The sequence below is a fragment of the Cohnella zeiphila genome, assembly GCF_014212055.1.
GTDB lineage: Bacteria > Bacillota > Bacilli > Paenibacillales > Paenibacillaceae > Cohnella > Cohnella zeiphila.
In genome coordinates this window covers 38948-56355 of sequence record NZ_JACJVO010000010.1, presented here as the reverse complement: position 1 = coordinate 56355, position 17408 = coordinate 38948, and the positions used below count along the sequence as shown (strand labels likewise).

15 protein-coding genes and 1 riboswitch are annotated in these 17408 nt (G+C 61.3%); of the genes, 13 read left to right on the top strand and 2 right to left on the bottom strand.

Features of this window, described 5'->3' with window-relative positions; all coding sequences use genetic code 11:
• Positions 1 to 54 precede the first annotated feature (54 nt).
• The 5 genes from H7C18_RS09970 to H7C18_RS09950 are packed head-to-tail and all read left to right on the top strand — an operon-like array spanning position 55 to position 4397.
• Positions 55 to 924, top strand: a complete 870-nt coding sequence (locus tag H7C18_RS09970; RefSeq protein ID WP_185128907.1) for a tyrosine-type recombinase/integrase — start codon at positions 55 to 57, stop codon at positions 922 to 924.
• Between the two features lie 14 nt (positions 925 to 938).
• Positions 939 to 2117, top strand: coding sequence for a betaine/proline/choline family ABC transporter ATP-binding protein (locus H7C18_RS09965; RefSeq protein ID WP_185128906.1), 1179 nt, complete (start codon positions 939 to 941; stop codon positions 2115 to 2117).
• Positions 2098 to 2778, top strand: a complete 681-nt coding sequence (locus H7C18_RS09960; RefSeq protein WP_185128905.1) for an ABC transporter permease — start codon at positions 2098 to 2100, stop codon at positions 2776 to 2778. Before H7C18_RS09965 ends, H7C18_RS09960 begins: the two co-directional genes overlap by 20 nt.
• A 26-nt stretch (positions 2779 to 2804) precedes the next feature.
• Positions 2805 to 3713, top strand: coding sequence for a glycine betaine ABC transporter substrate-binding protein (locus H7C18_RS09955; RefSeq protein WP_185128904.1), 909 nt, complete (start codon positions 2805 to 2807; stop codon positions 3711 to 3713).
• An 18-nt stretch (positions 3714 to 3731) separates the two neighbouring features.
• Positions 3732 to 4397, top strand: coding sequence for an ABC transporter permease (locus H7C18_RS09950; RefSeq protein WP_185128903.1), 666 nt, complete (start codon positions 3732 to 3734; stop codon positions 4395 to 4397).
• Positions 4398 to 4812: 415 nt separating this feature from the next.
• Here the strand turns inward: H7C18_RS09950 and H7C18_RS09945 are convergent, their stop codons facing one another.
• A complete protein-coding gene (locus H7C18_RS09945) occupies positions 4813 to 6657 on the bottom strand; it encodes an ABC transporter ATP-binding protein (RefSeq protein ID WP_238357609.1) in 1845 nt (614 codons plus the stop codon).
• A 4-nt stretch (positions 6658 to 6661) separates the two neighbouring features.
• Positions 6662 to 7243 carry a PadR family transcriptional regulator gene (locus H7C18_RS09940; protein ID WP_185128902.1) on the bottom strand — a complete coding sequence of 194 codons (582 nt, stop codon included), beginning with the start codon at positions 7241 to 7243 and terminating at the stop codon, positions 6662 to 6664.
• A 290-nt stretch (positions 7244 to 7533) separates the two neighbouring features.
• A riboswitch (purine riboswitch) is annotated at positions 7534 to 7635 on the top strand.
• Between the two features lie 455 nt (positions 7636 to 8090).
• On the opposite strand from H7C18_RS09940, the gene purE reads away from it, so the two are divergent.
• The 8 genes from purE to purF all read left to right on the top strand — a co-directional run bounded on the left by purE (position 8091) and on the right by purF (position 17294).
• The gene (gene purE, locus H7C18_RS09935; protein WP_185128901.1) at positions 8091 to 8576 is read left to right on the top strand and encodes a 5-(carboxyamino)imidazole ribonucleotide mutase; all 486 of its coding nucleotides are present in this window, start codon (positions 8091 to 8093) and stop codon (positions 8574 to 8576) included.
• Complete coding sequence (gene purK / locus H7C18_RS09930) at positions 8573 to 9844, top strand: 5-(carboxyamino)imidazole ribonucleotide synthase (RefSeq protein ID WP_185128900.1); 1272 nt, start codon at positions 8573 to 8575, stop codon at positions 9842 to 9844. Before purE ends, purK begins: the two co-directional genes overlap by 4 nt.
• A 6-nt stretch (positions 9845 to 9850) precedes the next feature.
• The gene (gene purB / locus H7C18_RS09925) at positions 9851 to 11146 is read left to right on the top strand and encodes an adenylosuccinate lyase (protein ID WP_185128899.1); all 1296 of its coding nucleotides are present in this window, start codon (positions 9851 to 9853) and stop codon (positions 11144 to 11146) included.
• A 499-nt stretch (positions 11147 to 11645) separates the two neighbouring features.
• A complete protein-coding gene (locus H7C18_RS09920; RefSeq protein ID WP_185128898.1) occupies positions 11646 to 12575 on the top strand; it encodes a phosphoribosylaminoimidazolesuccinocarboxamide synthase in 930 nt (309 codons plus the stop codon).
• 42 nt (positions 12576 to 12617) lie between these two features.
• Entirely contained in the window at positions 12618 to 12860 is a 243-nt protein-coding gene (gene purS, locus H7C18_RS09915) for a phosphoribosylformylglycinamidine synthase subunit PurS (protein WP_185128897.1), read from the top strand.
• Between the two features lie 6 nt (positions 12861 to 12866).
• The gene (gene purQ, locus H7C18_RS09910; RefSeq protein WP_185128896.1) at positions 12867 to 13553 is read left to right on the top strand and encodes a phosphoribosylformylglycinamidine synthase subunit PurQ; all 687 of its coding nucleotides are present in this window, start codon (positions 12867 to 12869) and stop codon (positions 13551 to 13553) included.
• A gap of 16 nt (positions 13554 to 13569) precedes the next feature.
• Positions 13570 to 15813 (top strand): phosphoribosylformylglycinamidine synthase subunit PurL, encoded by a 2244-nt coding sequence (purL, locus tag H7C18_RS09905; protein ID WP_185128895.1) that lies wholly within the window; start codon positions 13570 to 13572, stop codon positions 15811 to 15813.
• Positions 15798 to 17294, top strand: coding sequence for an amidophosphoribosyltransferase (gene purF, locus H7C18_RS09900; protein ID WP_238357608.1), 1497 nt, complete (start codon positions 15798 to 15800; stop codon positions 17292 to 17294). Before purL ends, purF begins: the two co-directional genes overlap by 16 nt.
• Positions 17295 to 17408 lie beyond the last annotated feature (114 nt).

Genomic DNA, 17408 nt, shown 5'->3' with positions numbered 1-17408 from the left:
TTTTATTTATCATAGAATTTTTCAACATTCTGTACAAACAGACGGTGATGCATCGTGACGGAATCGTTGGAGGGCACGGAGGATTTACTGATTTCGTTCGAACGTTTCTTGGCCCGGCAATGCAAGGAGGAGAGCACGATCCGGATGTATATCGCGGAGGTGCGCAAATTTCTCGGCTGGGTCCGGAGAAGCGGACGGACATTGCCGGAGATCCGGATGGATGACCTGCTATCTTTTCGGGGCGACCTGGAAAAAGCCGGCGTTCGCAGCGCGACGATCAACAAATCGCTGTCCGTGGTCAGCACGTTTTTTAAATGGGCTCACGCGCAAGGCCATGCTTCCGGAAATCCCGCGGAGCATGTGCGCATCATTGATACGCAGAAGGCCGCTCCGCCGCGTTGGCTGTCCGCCGAAGAAGAAGAGAAGCTGCTGAAGATCGCCGCCATGGAGCAGAACCCGTTCAAGCGGGCGAGGAATTTGGCGCTCCTTCACACGATGCTCTATGCGGGTCTGAGGGTGGAGGAGGTCTCCGACCTGCGGCTCGAGTCGCTGCGGGAGAACGAGCTGCTCGTTTTCCACGGGGAGGAGCCTGCGCGCGCCGTTCCGCTGTCGCCGGAGTCTTCGGCGCAGCTTCGGGAATGGGTGCGCCTGCGCGGCGAAGCGGGCAAGACGGAATACGTTCGAAGCCCGTACCTGTTCATCACCGAGCGGATGGGCGCGATGCAGCCGCGGGCCGTGCAGTTCGTCGTCGAGGGCTATAGCGAGAAACTCGGATTTCCGGTGCTGTGCCAGCATTTGCGGCACACCTATTGCCGGAGACTTGCCGAACAGGATATGCCGATCGAGCGAATCCAGCGGCTTGCCGGACAGAAGTCCCCGACGACAACGCGGCGGTATTTTCAAGGTTTGGATCATTTTTCATAAGGGGAGGGTTTGCCTTGATTGTGTTTACCGGGGTGAAAAAGCAGTACGACGATGGCTTTCAGGCAATCAAGAACATCGATCTCGAAATCAAGGAAGGCGAGATCACGGTGCTGATCGGTCCGAGCGGCTGCGGGAAAACGACGACGATGAAGCTCATCAACCGTCTGATCCAGCCGACCGGGGGCTCGATCCGCATTCAGGGCCGCGACATCGCGTCGCTCAATCCGGTGGAGCTGAGGCGGCAGATCGGTTACGTTATCCAGAACATCGGACTGTTCCCGCACATGACGATCGCGAAGAACGTCGGCGTCGTTCCCAGACTGCTCAAGTGGGATAAGGACAAGGTGGAGCGAAGGGTCGACGAACTGCTGGGCTTGGTCGGGCTGGACCCGGACACCTATCGCAACCGGTATCCATCGGAGCTGAGCGGCGGCCAGCAGCAGCGCATCGGCGTCATTCGCGCCTTGGCCGCCGACCCGGACGTCATCTTGATGGATGAGCCGTTCAGCGCGCTGGACCCGATCAGCCGCGAGCAGCTCCAGGATGAGCTGGTTCGTCTGCAGCAGGAGCTGCGCAAAACGATCGTGTTCGTCACCCACGACATGGACGAGGCGCTGAAGATCGCCGATACGATCGTGCTGATGAAGGATGGGGAAATCGTGCAGGCGGACCGGCCGGAACGAATTCTGCGTTATCCGGCGAACGACTTCGTCAAGAGCTTCATCGGCAAGAAACGGCTGCAGTCCGCCGGAACCGAGCTCGTCGCTCCCGAACTTGCTCCGAGCGTGGACGACGTGATGGTGGAGCAGCCGGCGACGGCGTTCCCGAGCCGCGGCTTGGCCGAGGCGGTCAAGCTGATGGAGAGACGGCGCGTCGACACCTTGCTGATCGTCGACAAGAACCGCAAGCTGCAGGGGACCGTCTCGATCTACAACGTGCTGGACCAGTACGCCGAAGAGAACAAGACGGTCGCCGACGTGATGAGGCCGGTCGAGCATACGGTTCCTTCCGGGACGTCGCTCGCCATCGCGCTTCAGCTCATGAGCGCCAAGCAGCTGTCCAATCTGGCGGTCGTCGGGGAAGACAACCGTTTCGTCGGCCTGATTACCCGGGGCAGCGTGGTCAGACATATGGCTGATCTGTATGCTTCCGGAAGCAACGGAGGCGATGCATATGCTTCTGTTATCGTCTGAATTTTTGAAAGATTTCGACGTCTTTATCCGAGAGCGCTACCCCGACCTGCTGCAAGCGACCGGCCAGCATCTGATCCTGTCGGGGGTAGCCCTCGCGCTGGGGGTGCTGGTGGCCGTGCCGGCCGGCATGCTGCTGGCGCACTATCCGGCCAAGTGGGCCCGGACGGGCGCGTTCGGCGTCGCCAACATTTTTCAGACGATTCCCAGCCTGGCGCTGCTCGCGCTGCTCATTCCGCTGTTCGGGATCGGCACGAAGCCGGCCATTCTCGCGCTGTTCCTGTATTCGCTGATGCCGATCCTGCGGAACACGTACACCGGCTTTCGGTCCGTCGATCCAGCCATTCTGGAATCCGCAAGGGGGATGGGATACGGTGCGGCGCAAAGGCTGATGCGGATTCAGTTCCCGCTCGCTTTTCCGTATATCATGTCCGGCATTCGGGTGACGACTGTCTATATCATCAGCTGGGCGACGCTCGCTACGCTGATCGGCGCAGGCGGACTGGGACAACTGATCGTGTCGGGAATCGGGGTCAATAAGGAAGAGTTGGTCGTTGCCGGCGCGGCCGCAGCCATCGTACTGGCATTGCTGGCCGACGGAGTGCTGGGCGGCATCGAAAGGCGGGTCGCCCGCAGAGCGCATCCGAAGGCCGCATCCAAATAAACAAACAGATTCACAGAGGAGGAGCTATGCAAAAAAAGAAACTGAAATTCGGGGTCGGATTGGTTGGACTTGTCGCTCTATTGCCGCTTGCGCTTACCGCTTGCGGAGGAAGCAAGGGAGATACGCTCACGATCGGGGCGCAGACCTACTCCGAGCCGAAGATTCTGGCGGAGATGTACAAGGCGCTCATCGAGGACAAAACCGACATGAAAGTGAAGATCAAACCCGATCTGGCGGCGAGCAAGGTCGTCATCGACGCCATGAAGAAGGGCGACATTCAGATGGCGACGCTGTATTCGGGCGAAATCTACAACGGATACTTCGATATTCCCGATACGAAGGACCGCGCGGAAGTGCTGAAGGTCGCGCAGGAGGGCTTCGATAAGAACTACGGCTTCAAATGGTACGACTCTTACGGCTTCGAGAATACGTACGCTTTTGCCGTCCGCAAGGACGTGGCCGACCAGTACCAGCTCAAGACCGTATCCGATCTGAAGGATCACGCCAAAGACTTGAAGCTGGGCGTGGACACGACGTGGCTCGAGCGCGATAACGACGGATATAAGGCGTTCCAGCAAGCGTACGGGATCTCGTTCGGCGAGACGTTCCCGATGGAGATCTCGCTCGTCTACAAAGCCGCCGGAGATAAGAAGGTCGATGCCGTGCTGGCTTATACGACCGACCCGGGCATCAAGCAGTACAATCTCGTTACGCTGGAAGACGACAAGCACTTCTTCCCGCCTTACGACGCATCGCCGGTCATCCGCAAGGATATGCTGGAGAAGCATCCCGAGCTGAACGATATCATCTCCGAATTGATCGGCAAGATCGACGCCAAGACGATGGGCGAACTGAACTACCAGGTCGACGTGGAGCAGCGCAGTCCGGATGAGGTGGCCGTCGAATATTTGAAGCAGAACGGCCTGCTCGACTAAACAGGGGAAGTGATAGCGATGAATGCGGATCAACCGTTGTTCGTTCGCGTGTATGAATATATGGCCGATCATTCCGACGAGTTGATCGGTCTGATCGGAGACCACCTGGCAATGGTATTCTGCGGCCTCGCCCTGGCGCTTGTCGTCGGCATTCCGCTTGGCATCCTCTGCCTTCGCAGCGAGAAGCTGGCCGCGGTCATTCTTGGGGCTGCCAACGTTATTCAAGTGCTCCCGAGCCTCGCCCTGCTGGCCTTGCTCATGCTCGCGCTCGGACTCGGCTTCAACACGATGGTCGTCGGACTGTTCCTGTACTCGCTTCTGCCGATTATCCGCAACACGTACGTCGGCCTGAAGCAGCTCGACCGCAACCTGGTCGAGGCCGGGCGGGGCGTCGGCATGAGCCCGATCCAACTGCTGGTGAAGGTGCAGCTCCCGCTGGCGCTGCCGTTCATCATGGCCGGCCTTCGGGTGGCCGCGGTCATCGCCATCGGCGTGGCGACGCTCGCTCCGCTGATCGGCGGAGAGGGGCTCGGCCGGGTGATCTATTCCGGTCTGAACATGCGCAACGACGTCAAAATTTACGCGGGCGCCATTCCCGCGGCGGTTCTGGCCATCCTGGCCGACGCGATTCTCGGGTGGCTGCAGGGCCGGTTCAAGAAAGGCAGCCACGCGGCGGAAGCTTGAGCGAAGCGTCGAGGGCAGCCTCTGCTGAAGCGCAAGCGGAGCGTGAAGAGGGCAGCCTCGGCGGAAGCGCAAACGGAGCGTGAAGAAACGGCCGCTGCCGCCAGCGACCCATACGGCCCCGCCGTCCTTTCGGACGGCGGGGCCGTTTTTGCTTTTGCTGTTACGATGCCTACGGACTCAGCTTCGGCCGCATTTTCGCCAATGAGGGTAATCAGACTGCCTACTTTTACGTCGAGTGACGAAATATCGCCAAAGAAGGTAATCAGACTGCCTACATTTGCGTCGGGTGACGCGTTCTCGCCGATGCAGGCAGTCAAATGGCCGTTTTCGTTTGCTTTTGACCTGTTACTCTGCCTGACGAAATTGCGACAGGACATACGCGGGGGACGTCAGCAGCGGTTTCGTAACCCGCTTGTCAACGGGCCTGCACCGGAATCGCTCTGTCCTGGCGCGGACTTCGCGGTTCGGACTTGCTCGACTGCGGGAACTGCAAGTCGTACAGATGCTTGTATTTGCCTTGCCGCTCCAGCAGCTCCTCATGCGTGCCGGATTCGACGATAACGCCCCGTTCGAGCACATGGATGACGTCCGCTCTGCGGATGGTGGACAGACGATGCGCGATGACGAGCGAGGTCCGGCCGGTCAGCAAGTCTTCGAGCGCCGCCTGGATCGCCCGCTCCGACTCGGTATCGAGCGCGGACGTTGCCTCGTCCAGAATGAGCAGCCCCGGATCCCGCAGGAGAGCCCGCGCGATCGACAGCCGCTGCTTCTGTCCGCCCGACAGCTTGACGCCGCGTTCCCCGATCTGCGAGTCGTAGCCTTGCGGAAGCGACACGATGAACTCGTGCGCATGGGCCGCCCGGGCGGCTTCGATCATCATCTCCTCCGTAGCTTCCGGCGCGCCGTAGACGATATTTTCGCGGACGGTGCCGTTGAGCAGCACGACGTCCTGGGAGACGAGCCCCATCCGGCTGCGCAGCGACTTCAAGTTAAGGTCCGGCAGCGGTACGCCGTCGATCTCGATCGTCCCCGACTGCGGGTCGTAGAAGCGGGAGATCAGGTGGGCGATCGTCGACTTGCCCGCGCCCGAAGAGCCGACGATCGCGGTGACGGTTCCGGGGCGAAGCTCCAGGTTGAAATTCCGAAGCACGGGCGAATTCGGCTGATAAGCGAAGCCGACGTCGCGGAACTCGACATGGCCGCGAAGCTCCGGAAGAACGACGGCGTCCTCCTTTTCGACGATTTGCGGTCGGGTGTCCAGCACCTCCACGATCCGGTCGTAAGCGGCGGCGGACTGCTGAACGGTGTTCAGCGTGCGGCTGATGCGGCGGATCGGGTTCTGAAGCAGCCGCAGGTACGCGAGAAAGGCGACGATCTTGCCTATCGTCAGCGCCCCGTCCATCGTGTGCAGCGCGCCGACGATCAGCACGGCGGCCGTTCCGGCGTACGTCAGCATGTCGATCGTCGGTTCATAGACGGCCCGCAGCTTCACGGCGGCCAGGTTCGCATCCCGATTGACGGCGCTGCGTTGCTCGAAGCGTTCCGACTCGTACTCCTCGGTGGCCGAGATTTTCATCAGCCGAATCGACGACAGCGTATCCTGCAGATGGTTCGATACTTCCGCGACCGATTCCTGGGTTCGGCGGAAGGCGGCGCGAATGCGCTTACTGAAAAAACGGGTGGCGGTTACCATCAGCGGAAACGTAGCCAGAACGATCAGCGTCAGCTCCCAGTCCTCCCACATCATATAGGCGACGACGGCGACGAACGTGAACAGGTCGGTCACCACCGTCATCATGCCAGAGGAGACGAGCTGCTGCAGCATCCCGACGTCGTTCGTTACCCGCGACATCAGGTCGCCCGTGCGGCTGCGGTCGTAGAAGCCGAGATCGAGCGATTGCAAATGCCGGTAAAGCCGGGTCCGCAGCTCGTGCACGGCCTGCTGGCCGACGGTAGCCAGCGCCATGCTGCTGGCGTAATTGAAGATGCCGAGCAGGACGGCGGTCAGCGCGAAGCAGACGGCAATCCATGCCAGGTCGCCGTATTGTTTGGCCGGAATCAGCTTGTCGATCGTATATTGGGAAAATTGCGGGACGACGAATTGCAGCAGCGACACGGCGACGATCGAGATCATCGCCACGATCATTCCTTTCCATTGGGAGCGCACCTGGAAAAAAATCATCCGATACATGCCCCAGACGGATCCCGGCTTCGGCTTCGCTCCTCCCCGGCCGAACCGGCGCACCATGCGTTCGTCCATCGGCTCAGGCGCCTCCTTCCTCGGGTACGCCCGCCAGGAAGGCCTCAAGCTCCGCGTCCACCTTCGCGATCAGCCGATCCAGCTCCTCGCGCCTGACGCCGTCCCCTTCTGCTGCTCTCTCCGCAGCGCTCAGCTTCCGCACGATCTCGTAGCTTCCATCGCCGATTCCCAGCTTTCTTTTGTACTTTTCCCGGCGCCATCTGGCGATCCGTTCTTCCTCTTCGTCGGTTCCGGCAGCTTCTCCGAACGGTCCGCGGCGCTCGTCTTCCGAACGTTCCCGCAGGAACCGAAGGCCTTCCTCGGTAATCCGGTACGCCTTCTTGCCCTCGCTCTCCGCCGGCTCGATCAGCGAGCGGTCCTCCAGCATTTGCAGCGTCGGATAAATCGAGCCGGCGCTCGGCATATACATGCCGCCCGATTGCTCCTCCAGCGCCTTCATCATCTGATAGCCGTGCATCGGCTCCTTGGCCAGCAGCTCCAGCAGGGCGTACTTAACGCCGCCCCGGCCGAAGTATCGCCGGTTCCCGCAGAACGGCGGTTCGTCTCTCCCGGCCCCGTTCCGCCTTTCGTCGCGGTCCTGCTTCATCTTGGATCACCCCAATACGATATATCGTATTTAGAAAATAAGCGATATATCGTATTAATGTCAATCGCGTTTTTGCGGAGTGGGGAGGGAGGGAAGTATAATAGGAAGAGAAGGATCGAAGCCGCTCTCTTTTTGTCGATTCGCGCCGTGAAGGACGGCGGAGCGAAGAGTCGCCTCAGCCTTCGCGAAGAGGAATGGAAATGTGGCCTAAATCCGAACGTTCACTTTTTCAAAACAAAAAAGCGTTCGCCTTTGGATTGACAATCATGTCAGGTTGGAGTAAACTTAGAACCGAAAAAAACGAAATCGCTCGTATATCATCGGGGATATGGCCCGGTCGTCTCTACCCGAGAACCTTAAATTTTCGGACTACGAGTTTTCGGATTTCGCAGGTGAACGCCGTCCGGACTCGACAAAGTTCGAGCTTTCGGCGTTTCGCCTTTGCGGCGTCCGGAAACTCGCGGTTTCGTTGGCGTTTGTCGGAAGATGCCGCTAAGGCGGGCGTCGGCCGAAGATCGCATACGCCGGACCCGCATTAAGGGTTAAGGAACGGCGCCGGCTTGGCGCGGGGAGAGAGAAGACGGGGCCCTTGGGGAATGCTGACAGTATCCCCAGCGGCCTTTTTGCGTTGTCCAGCAAATAATGCGATAACCGGGGGGCTCCCCCAAAAGTAATCGGAATTAACTTCAAAGCATCACGTCACTTTTGGGGGATTCATACCGGGGGCTCCCCCAAAAGTAATCGGAATTAACTTCAGAGCATCGCGTCACTTTTGGGGGATTCATACCGGGGGCTCCCGGGGATTTGTTCTTCGGGACCAATCGCGGAAAATGGGAAGGGTGGAAGCATGTCGGCATTGGTTGGCGTCATTATGGGGAGCACGTCGGATGCGGAAACGATGAAGAAAGCGTGCGAGATCCTGGACGAGCTGCAGATTCCATATGAATGGAAGGTCGTCTCGGCGCATCGGACGCCGGATTTGATGTTCGAATATGCGGAGAACGCGGCGTCTCGCGGGCTCAAGGTCATTATCGCGGGAGCGGGCGGAGCCGCTCATCTGCCGGGTATGGTCGCGGCCAAAACCGTGCTTCCCGTCATCGGCGTGCCCGTCAAGTCTCAAGCCTTGAACGGGCTCGATTCGTTATTGTCGATCGTCCAGATGCCGGGCGGCATTCCGGTCGCCACGGTGGCGATCGGAACGGCGGGCGCGACGAACGCGGGGCTGCTCGCGGCCCAGATCATCGGCGCGTTCGAGCCGGACGTTCAGGCTCGGCTGACGGCTCGTCGCGAGCGGATCACGGCGGACGTGCTGGCGCAAGGTGATCTGGCATGAGCGACGAGATCAAGCTGACGAGCCTGGACCTCGGCGATTCGCAAGGAGCGGTATGCGAAGGCGACAACTGCGCGGTTCCGGGTGCGGCTGACGGCAAGGATGGCGGGCTCGAGCCGCAAAGGCGAACGATTCTGCCGGGCGCGACAGTCGGCATTCTCGGCGGCGGCCAGCTTGGCCGGATGCTCGCTCACGCCGGGAGCCGGCTCGGCTACAAGTTCGTGACGCTCGACCCGACGCCGGACTCGCCGTGCGGCCAGACGGCGGCGCAGATCGTCGCCGGCTACGGGGACCGCGAAGCGGCGCGCGAGCTGGCGCGCCGCTCGGACGTCATCACGTACGAGTTCGAGAACGTCGACGCCGGCGTGGCGGCGATGCTTGAAGCGGAATCGTACGTGCCGCAAGGCAGCGCGCTGCTGCATACGACGCAGCATCGGCTGCGGGAGAAGCGCGCCATCGAAGCGGCGGGCGCGCGGGTCGCCCCGTACGCCCAGGTCGCCGGCCTGGGCGAGCTGAAGGAAGCGGCCGCGCGGCTCGGCCTGCCGGCCGTGCTGAAGACGGCCACCGGCGGCTACGACGGCAAAGGCCAGTGGGTGCTGCGCTCGGAGGCCGAGCTGGAGCCCGCCTGGGCGGAAGCCGAAGCGGCCGGCACGGAGCTCGTCCTGGAGAAGTTTATCTCCTTCGCCAAGGAAATATCCGTCATCGCGGCGCGGCGCCCGTCGGGCGAGATCCGCACGTTCCCGCCCGCCGAGAACGTCCACGTGGACAATATTTTGCACTTATCCATCGTCCCCGCCCGCATCGGCGAGCGCGTTCGCGAGGAAGCGGAGAAGCTCGCGGTGTCGATCGCCCGGACGCTCGGCGTCGTCGGGCTGATCGCCGTCGAGATGTTCGTCGGCGCGGACGGCGAGCTTTATGTGAACGAGCTTGCGCCGCGCCCGCACAACTCCGGGCACTATACAATAGAAGCAAGCCGCACGTCGCAGTTCGAGCAGCACATTCGCGCGATCTGCGATTTGCCGCTCGGCGACCCGTCGCTTCTGACGCCGGTCGTCATGGCGAACATTCTTGGCGAGCATGTTCCGCCGCTGCTGGAATGGATGGGGACGCGCGATTCCGAAGCCGAACGGCTTGGAGTGGAGCCGAAGGTGCATCTGTACGGCAAGACGGAAGCCAAACGCAAGCGAAAAATGGGCCACGTCAACGTGCTCGCGCCGAACGTCGACGCCGCGTTGGCGTGGATCGCCCAATCGAATATATGGAGGGTCTGACCTACTATGATTGAACGCTACAGCCGCCCGGAGATGCGGGCCATCTGGACGGAGGAGAACAAGTTCAAAGCTTGGCTTGAAGTCGAGCTTTGCGCTTGCGAGGCATGGGCCGAACTGGGCCATATTCCGAAGGAAGATACCGTGGAGCTTCGCAAAAACGCGAAGTTCGACATCAACCGCATTTACGAGATCGAAGAGGAGACCCGCCACGACGTCATCGCTTTCACCCGCGCCGTCTCCGAGAGCCTCGGGGCGGAGCGCAAGTGGGTTCACTACGGCATGACGTCCACCGACGTCGTCGACACGGCGCTCGGCTATCTGCTGAAGCAGGCGAACGAAATTCTGGAGCGCGACCTGGTTGCCTTCGTCGATATCCTTCGCGGACAAGCGATTCAATACAAGTCGACCCCGATGATGGGCCGCACCCATGGCGTTCACGCGGAACCGACGACGTTCGGCTTGAAGCTGGCGCTGTGGCACGAAGAGATGAAGCGGAACCTGGAGCGGTTCCGTCATGCGGCGGACAACGTCCAATTCGGCAAAATGTCCGGAGCCGTCGGCACGTACGCCAACCTCGACCCGTTCGTCGAGCAGTTCGTCTGCGACAAGCTGGGCATCAAGGCCGCGCCGATCTCGACGCAGACGCTGCAGCGCGACCGCCATGCGGAATACATGGCGACGCTGGCCTTGATCGCCACGTCGCTGGACAAGTTCGCGACCGAGATCCGCGCGCTGCAAAAAAGCGAATTCCGCGAGGTCGAGGAGCCGTTCGCGAAAGGGCAGAAGGGCTCGTCCGCGATGCCGCACAAGCGCAACCCTATCGGCTGCGAGAACATTAGCGGCCTCGCGCGCGTCATCCGCGGCCACATGGTGACCGCGTACGAGGACGTGCCGCTGTGGCACGAGCGCGATATCTCGCACTCTTCGGTCGAGCGGATCATTTTGCCGGACGCCACCATGCTGCTGAACTACATGCTCAACCGCTTCGGCAACATAGTCAAAAACTTGACGGTGTTTCCGGAGAACATGAAACGCAACATGCGCAGCACGTATAACGTTCCGTTCTCCGGCCGCGTGCTGACGAAGCTGATCGACAAGGGCTTCAGCCGCGAGCAGGCGTACGACACCGTGCAGCCCCGCGCGATGCAGGCATGGGAAGAGCAGCGCGACTTCCGCGACATCGTCTCGTCGACGCCGGAAATCACGAACGTCCTCAGCGCCGAGGAAATCGCCGACTGCTTCGACCCAAGCTGGCACCTGAAGCACGTCGACACCATTTTCAAGCGGCTGGGCCTGGAGTAAGCGCGGGCTTCCTAGCTCGGAACCGACGAAGTTATTGCTTTTGGACACTTCATTCGCCGGATGCAGCGTAGGAGTTATTGCGACCAATACCAATAAGGCCGCGCGAGGCACAGAAGAGGCGAAATTAGTCTGAAATCAGACTATCTAGATCGCACGAGGCACAGAAGAGGCAGAATTAGTCTGAAATCAGACTAAACCGGTCGCACGAGGCACAGAAGAGGCGAAATTAGTCTGAAATCAGACTAAACCGGTCGCACGAGGCATAAGAAGAGGCGAAATTAGTCTGAAATCAGACGAACTCGGCCGCACGAGGCACAGAGGATGCAGATTTAGTCTGAAATCAGACGAAATCGATCGCACGAGGCATAGAAGAAGCGGATATAACGCGGAGTTGGTCTGATATCAAACCAACTCCGCCGCATCCGGGCATCGAAACAAAAATCAACCGGGCTCCCCGGAGTCCTGATTGACATCCATTACGCTCCACAAGGAGGCTGTCATGTCGACAGAAGCGTTGTCCACCGCCGAAGGGCTCGTCCGCGCCCCGCTCATCCACAAAGGGAAGGTGCGGGAGCTGTACGATCTCGGAGAGCATCTCCTGATCGTCGTTACCGACCGCATTTCCGCGTTCGACTACGTGCTCGATCCGCCGGTTCCCGGCAAAGGCCAAGTGTTGAACGGCCTCAGCTCGTTCTGGTTCGGGTTGACCGGCGACCTGCTGCCGAACCACGTCGTCCATACCGACGTGAACCGGCTTGGCGAAGACGTCGTCGATCCCGCCGATCGCGCCAAGCTCGGAGGCCGCATCATGGTCGCCCGCAAGGCGAAGCGGATCGACATCGAGTGCGTCGTGCGCGGCTACATTACCGGCGGCGGCTGGCGGCAGTACCAGGCGACCGGCGAAGTGAACGGCATCAAGCTGCCGGAAGGGCTCCGCAAGAACTCCCAGCTGGAGCAGCCGATCTTCACCCCCGCCGGCAAAAACGACGTCGGCCACGACGAGGACATCCCGTTCGAGGAGATGGCCCGCCGCGTCGGCCAAGACCTCGCGGAGAAGCTGCGCGACCGCAGCCTGGACCTGTACGCGTTCGGCCGCGGCTACTGCGACGCCAACGGAATCATTCTTGCCGATTGCAAATTCGAATTCGGCCTTATCGATAACGACATCATTCTGATCGACGAGCTGTTCACGCCCGATTCCTCCCGTTTCTGGGCCAAGGAGAACTACAAGCTGGACGTCGAGATCGACAGCATGGACAAGGAGCCGGTCCGCGCTTACCTGGCGAATTCGGACTGGGACAAGAACAGCACGCCGCCCCGCCTGCCCGACGAAGTCGTCGAAGCGACGTCGGCCCGCTACTGGGACATCCATCGCCGTTTGACCGAATCCAAAGTCGGATTCAGCATCCTGAAGCCGATCGCGCCATAAGCCGCAAGCCATTTTCCCCAAATCAGGAGGAGACATTCACCCATGAAAGCAACGGTATACGTCACGATCAAAGAGAACGTGCTCGATCCGCAGGGCAACGCCGTTCAAGGCTCGCTGCACACGATGGGCTTCGAGGAAGTCGGCAAGGTCCGCATCGGAAAATACATGGAGCTTCAACTGGACACGAACGACCGGGCGAAGGCGGAGGAACGGGTCAAGGCGATGTGCGAGAAGCTGCTGGCCAACACCGTCATCGAAGACTATCGCTTCGAACTGGAGGGCTGAACCCCGATGAAATTCGCGGTACTCGTTTTTCCGGGCTCCAACTGCGACATCGACATGCTGAAGGCGGTCGAGGACGTCGTGCGGCAGCCCGTCGACTACGTGTGGCACACCGCCACCGATCTGTCCGACTATGACGCCATCCTCGTGCCGGGCGGCTTCTCCTACGGCGACTACCTGCGCTGCGGCGCGATCGCCCGCTTCGCTCCGGTCATGGCGGAAGTTCGCAAAGCCGCCGAAAAGGGTAAGTTTATCCTGGGCGTCTGCAACGGCTTCCAGATTCTGACCGAAGCAGGACTTTTGCCGGGTGCGCTTATCCGCAACAATTCCCTCAAATTCCGCTGCCACCCCGTCGACCTCCGCGTCGAGAACGCGGGAACGGCGTTCACGAACGATTACGAGAAGGGCGAAGTCGTCCGCATCCCGATCGCGCACGGCGAAGGCAACTTCTATTGCGACGACGAGACGCTGGCTCGCCTCAAAGCGAACAACCAGATCGTTTTCCGCTATGCAGGGGAAAATCCCAACGGCTCCGTCGACAACATCGCCGGCATCTGCAACGAAGCGGGCAACGTCGTCGGCATGATGCCGCATCCGGAGCGCGCGGTCAGCGACCTGCTCGGCTCGGCGGACGGCGCCCGGATGTTCAAGTCCGCGCTTCAAGCATTCGTATCTCAGGCCGCATCGGCCCGCTAAGGAGGGACATCGACCAATGGCGCAGCAAACCGCCGCGAAAGAGCCGACGATCGAGCAGATCGCCGAGCAGAAAATTTACAAGCAATTCGGCGTGTCCGACTCGGAATACGCGCTCATCTGCGAATTCCTCGGCCGGCAGCCTAACTATACGGAGATCGGCGTTTTTAGCGTCATGTGGTCCGAGCATTGCGCCTACAAGAACTCCAAGCCGCTGCTCCGCCGCTTCCCGACGACCGGCCCGCGCGTCCTGATGGGCCCCGGCGAAGGCGCCGGCATCGTCGACATTGGCGACAACCAGGCCGTCGTGTTCAAGATCGAGTCGCACAACCACCCGTCCGCCGTCGAGCCGTACCAAGGCGCGGCGACCGGTGTCGGCGGCATTATCCGCGACATTTTCTCGATGGGCTCGCGCCCGATCGCCTTGCTCAATTCCTTGCGGTTCGGCCGGTTGGAGAACGACCGCGTTCGCTACCTGTTCGAGCATGTCGTCAGCGGAATCGCCGGCTACGGCAACTGTATCGGCATCCCGACGGTCGCCGGCGAAGTCATGTTCGATGAGTCGTATGAGGGCAACCCGCTCGTCAACGCGATGTGCGTCGGCCTGATCGACCACGACCAAATCCAGCGCGGCGTCGCCAAAGGCGTCGGCAACCCGGTCTTCTACGTCGGCCCGGCCACCGGCCGCGACGGCATCCACGGCGCGACGTTCGCGTCGGAGGACCTGACCGCCGAGTCGGAAGCGAAGCGTTCCGCCGTGCAAGTCGGCGACCCGTTCATGGAGAAGCTCGTCATGGAAGCGACGCTCGAGCTGATCGCGTCCGGCATCGTGCTCGGCATCCAGGACATGGGCGCCGCGGGCCTCACCTGCTCGAGCTCGGAGATGGCGAGCAAGGCCGGCAACGGCATGGAGCTGTACCTCGACGAGGTGCCGCAGCGCGAGGAAGGCATGACCGCTTACGAAATGATGCTGTCCGAGTCGCAGGAGCGGATGCTTTTCGTCACCGAACCGAAGCACGAAGAGCAGGCGAGAGCGATTTTCGCGCGGTGGGGGCTGGATTGCCACAAAGTGGGCAAGGTAACCGACGACGGACGACTGCGGTTGTTTCACAAGGGCGAGGTGGTCGGCGATATGCCGGTCAAGGCGCTCGTCGACGACTGCCCGGTGTATGACAAGCCTTCCAAAGTACCGGATTACTATCTGAAGAACGGTTCGATCGACACGAACCGCTACGAGCAAGCGATCGACCTGAACGACGCGCTTCAAAAAGTGCTCGGCTCCCCCTCGCTCGCAAGCAAAGAGTGGGTGTACAGCCAGTACGACTACCAAGTGCGGACTTCGACGGCGGTCGTTCCGGGCTCGGACGCGGCGGTCGTTACGATCCGCGGCACGCGCAAGGCGCTGGCGATGACGACGGACTGCAACGGACGTTACGTCTACCTCGACCCGGAAGTCGGCGGACGCATCGCGGTCGCGGAAGCGGCGCGCAACATCGTCTGCTCCGGCGGCGAACCTCTCGCCATTACGGACAACCTGAACTTCGGCTCTCCGGAGAAGCCTGAAGTTTTCTGGCAGATGGAGAAGGCCGTCGACGGCATGGCCGAAGCCTGCCGCTTCCTGGAGACGCCGGTCATCGGCGGCAACGTCTCCCTGTATAACGAGAACGCCAAGGGCGCCATCTACCCGACGCCGGTCGTCGGCATGGTCGGCCTTGTGGAAGATATCGACCACATCACCACGCAGGACTTCAAAGCGGAAGGCGACGTCATCTTCCTGCTCGGCGAGACGAAAGCGGAGATCGGCGGCAGCGAGTTCCAATACGCCGTGCACGGCTTGACCGAAGGCCGTCCGCCGGAGCTGGACCTGGCCGTCGAGCAGCGCTTGCTCAAGTCGGTGCTGGGCGCGATCCGCAAAGGGCTCGTCGCTTCGGCGCACGATCTGTCCGAAGGCGGACTCGCCGCGGCGATCGCGGAATCCGGCTTCGGCCGCGGCCTTGGCGCCACCGTCGACTTCGCGACGAACCTGCGCCCCGACCTGGCGCTGTTCAGCGAATCGCAGTCGCGCATTCTGCTGTCGACGAAGCCGGAGAAGGCCGAAGCGCTGGCCGCGTTCCTGGCCGAGAGCGGCGTGCCCGTGCAGCGGCTGGGCACGGTAGGCGGAGAACAACTGACCATTTCCATTAACGGACATATCGCGATTCAGGCACCTTTGAACGAATTCCGTATGCCATGGAAGGAAGCGATCCCATGCCGGATGCAGTAAAATCCGGAGTTGACGCCGCCGAAGCCCGGTTCTGGACCGGGAACCATTATAACGAGGGCGGCTTTCAGGAAGAGATTTTCGACAAGGCGAAGGAAGAGTGCGGGGTGTTCGGCGTGTTCGGCCATCCCGACGCTGCCGGTCTGTCTTATTACGGCCTGCACGCGCTGCAGCACCGCGGCGAAGAGAGCTGCGGCATCTGCGCTTCCGAGGACGGAGAATTCCATTATCACCGCGGCATGGGGCTGGTCAAGGAAGTGTTCGACCGCGACCGTCTCGGCGCGCTGAAGGGAGACCGCGCGATCGGGCACGTCCGGTATTCGACGTCGGGCTCCAGCAAGCTCGGCAACGCTCAGCCGCTCGTGTTCAAATACCGTGACGGAGACCTGGCGGTTTGTACGAACGGCAACCTCGTCAACGAGCCGGTCATCCGGCGGGAGCTGGAGGAGCAGGGGTCGATTTTTCAGACGTCCAGCGACACCGAAGTCATCGCCCACCTGATCGCCCGCTCTCCGAAGGACCTGGTCGAGGCGGTCAAGGATGCGTTCGCCCGGCTGATCGGAGGCTACGCGTTCCTGATCATGACGAAGGACCGGCTGATCGCGGCCTGCGACCCGAACGGCTTCCGTCCGCTCGTCATGGGGCGGCTCGGCGAGGCGTACATTTTCGCGTCGGAGACGTGCGCCTTGGAGACGATCGGCGCCGAGTTCGTGCGCGACGTTCAGCCGGGCGAGCTGCTCGTGCTGGACAAGGACGGCCTGCGCGAGGAACGCTTCGCGAAGATGGAGCGCCGCGCGGTGTGCGCGATGGAGTACATCTACTTCGCCCGGCCGGACAGCGACATCTACTCGGTCAACCTGCATTCGGCTCGCAAACGGATGGGCCAGCAGCTCGCGCAGGAAGCTTTTGTCGACGCGGACATCGTAACCGGCGTGCCGGATTCGAGCATCTCGGCCGCGATCGGCTACGCCGAGCAGACGGGCATCCCGTACGAGCTCGGACTGATCAAGAACAAGTACACCGGCCGGACGTTCATCCAGCCTTCGCAGGAGCTGCGCGAGAAGGGCGTCAAAATGAAGCTGTCCGCCGTCCGCAAAGTCGTCGAAGGCAAGCGCGTCGTCATGATCGACGACTCGATCGTCCGGGGCACGACGTCGCTGCGCATCGTCAACATGCTGCGAGAAGCGGGCGCGACCGAGGTTCACGTTCGCATCTCGTCGCCGCCTTTTATGAACCCGTGCTACTACGGCATCGACACGCCGAACCCGGCGGATCTGATCGCGTCCACCAAGTCGGTGGAGGAGATCCGCAAGGCGATCAACGCCGATTCGCTCTACTTCCTGAGCAAGGAAGGGCTGATCGATGCGGTCGGCGGGCACGACGGCGAGAAGAATCGCGGCCTCTGCCTCAGCTGCTTCGACCACGATTACCCGACGAAGGTGGAGTTCGAGCTGGCGAAGGCGACTTCCTGCAGCTGCGATTGACTCGCGATCGTCGCACCATGCGGCTGACGCTCCGCGTTGGGCGTCGCTGGTGGGTGAGTTAGCCGAGAAAATCGGCTAACGCTCCACCTTGGCGCCAGAAGAGACGTCGTTCCG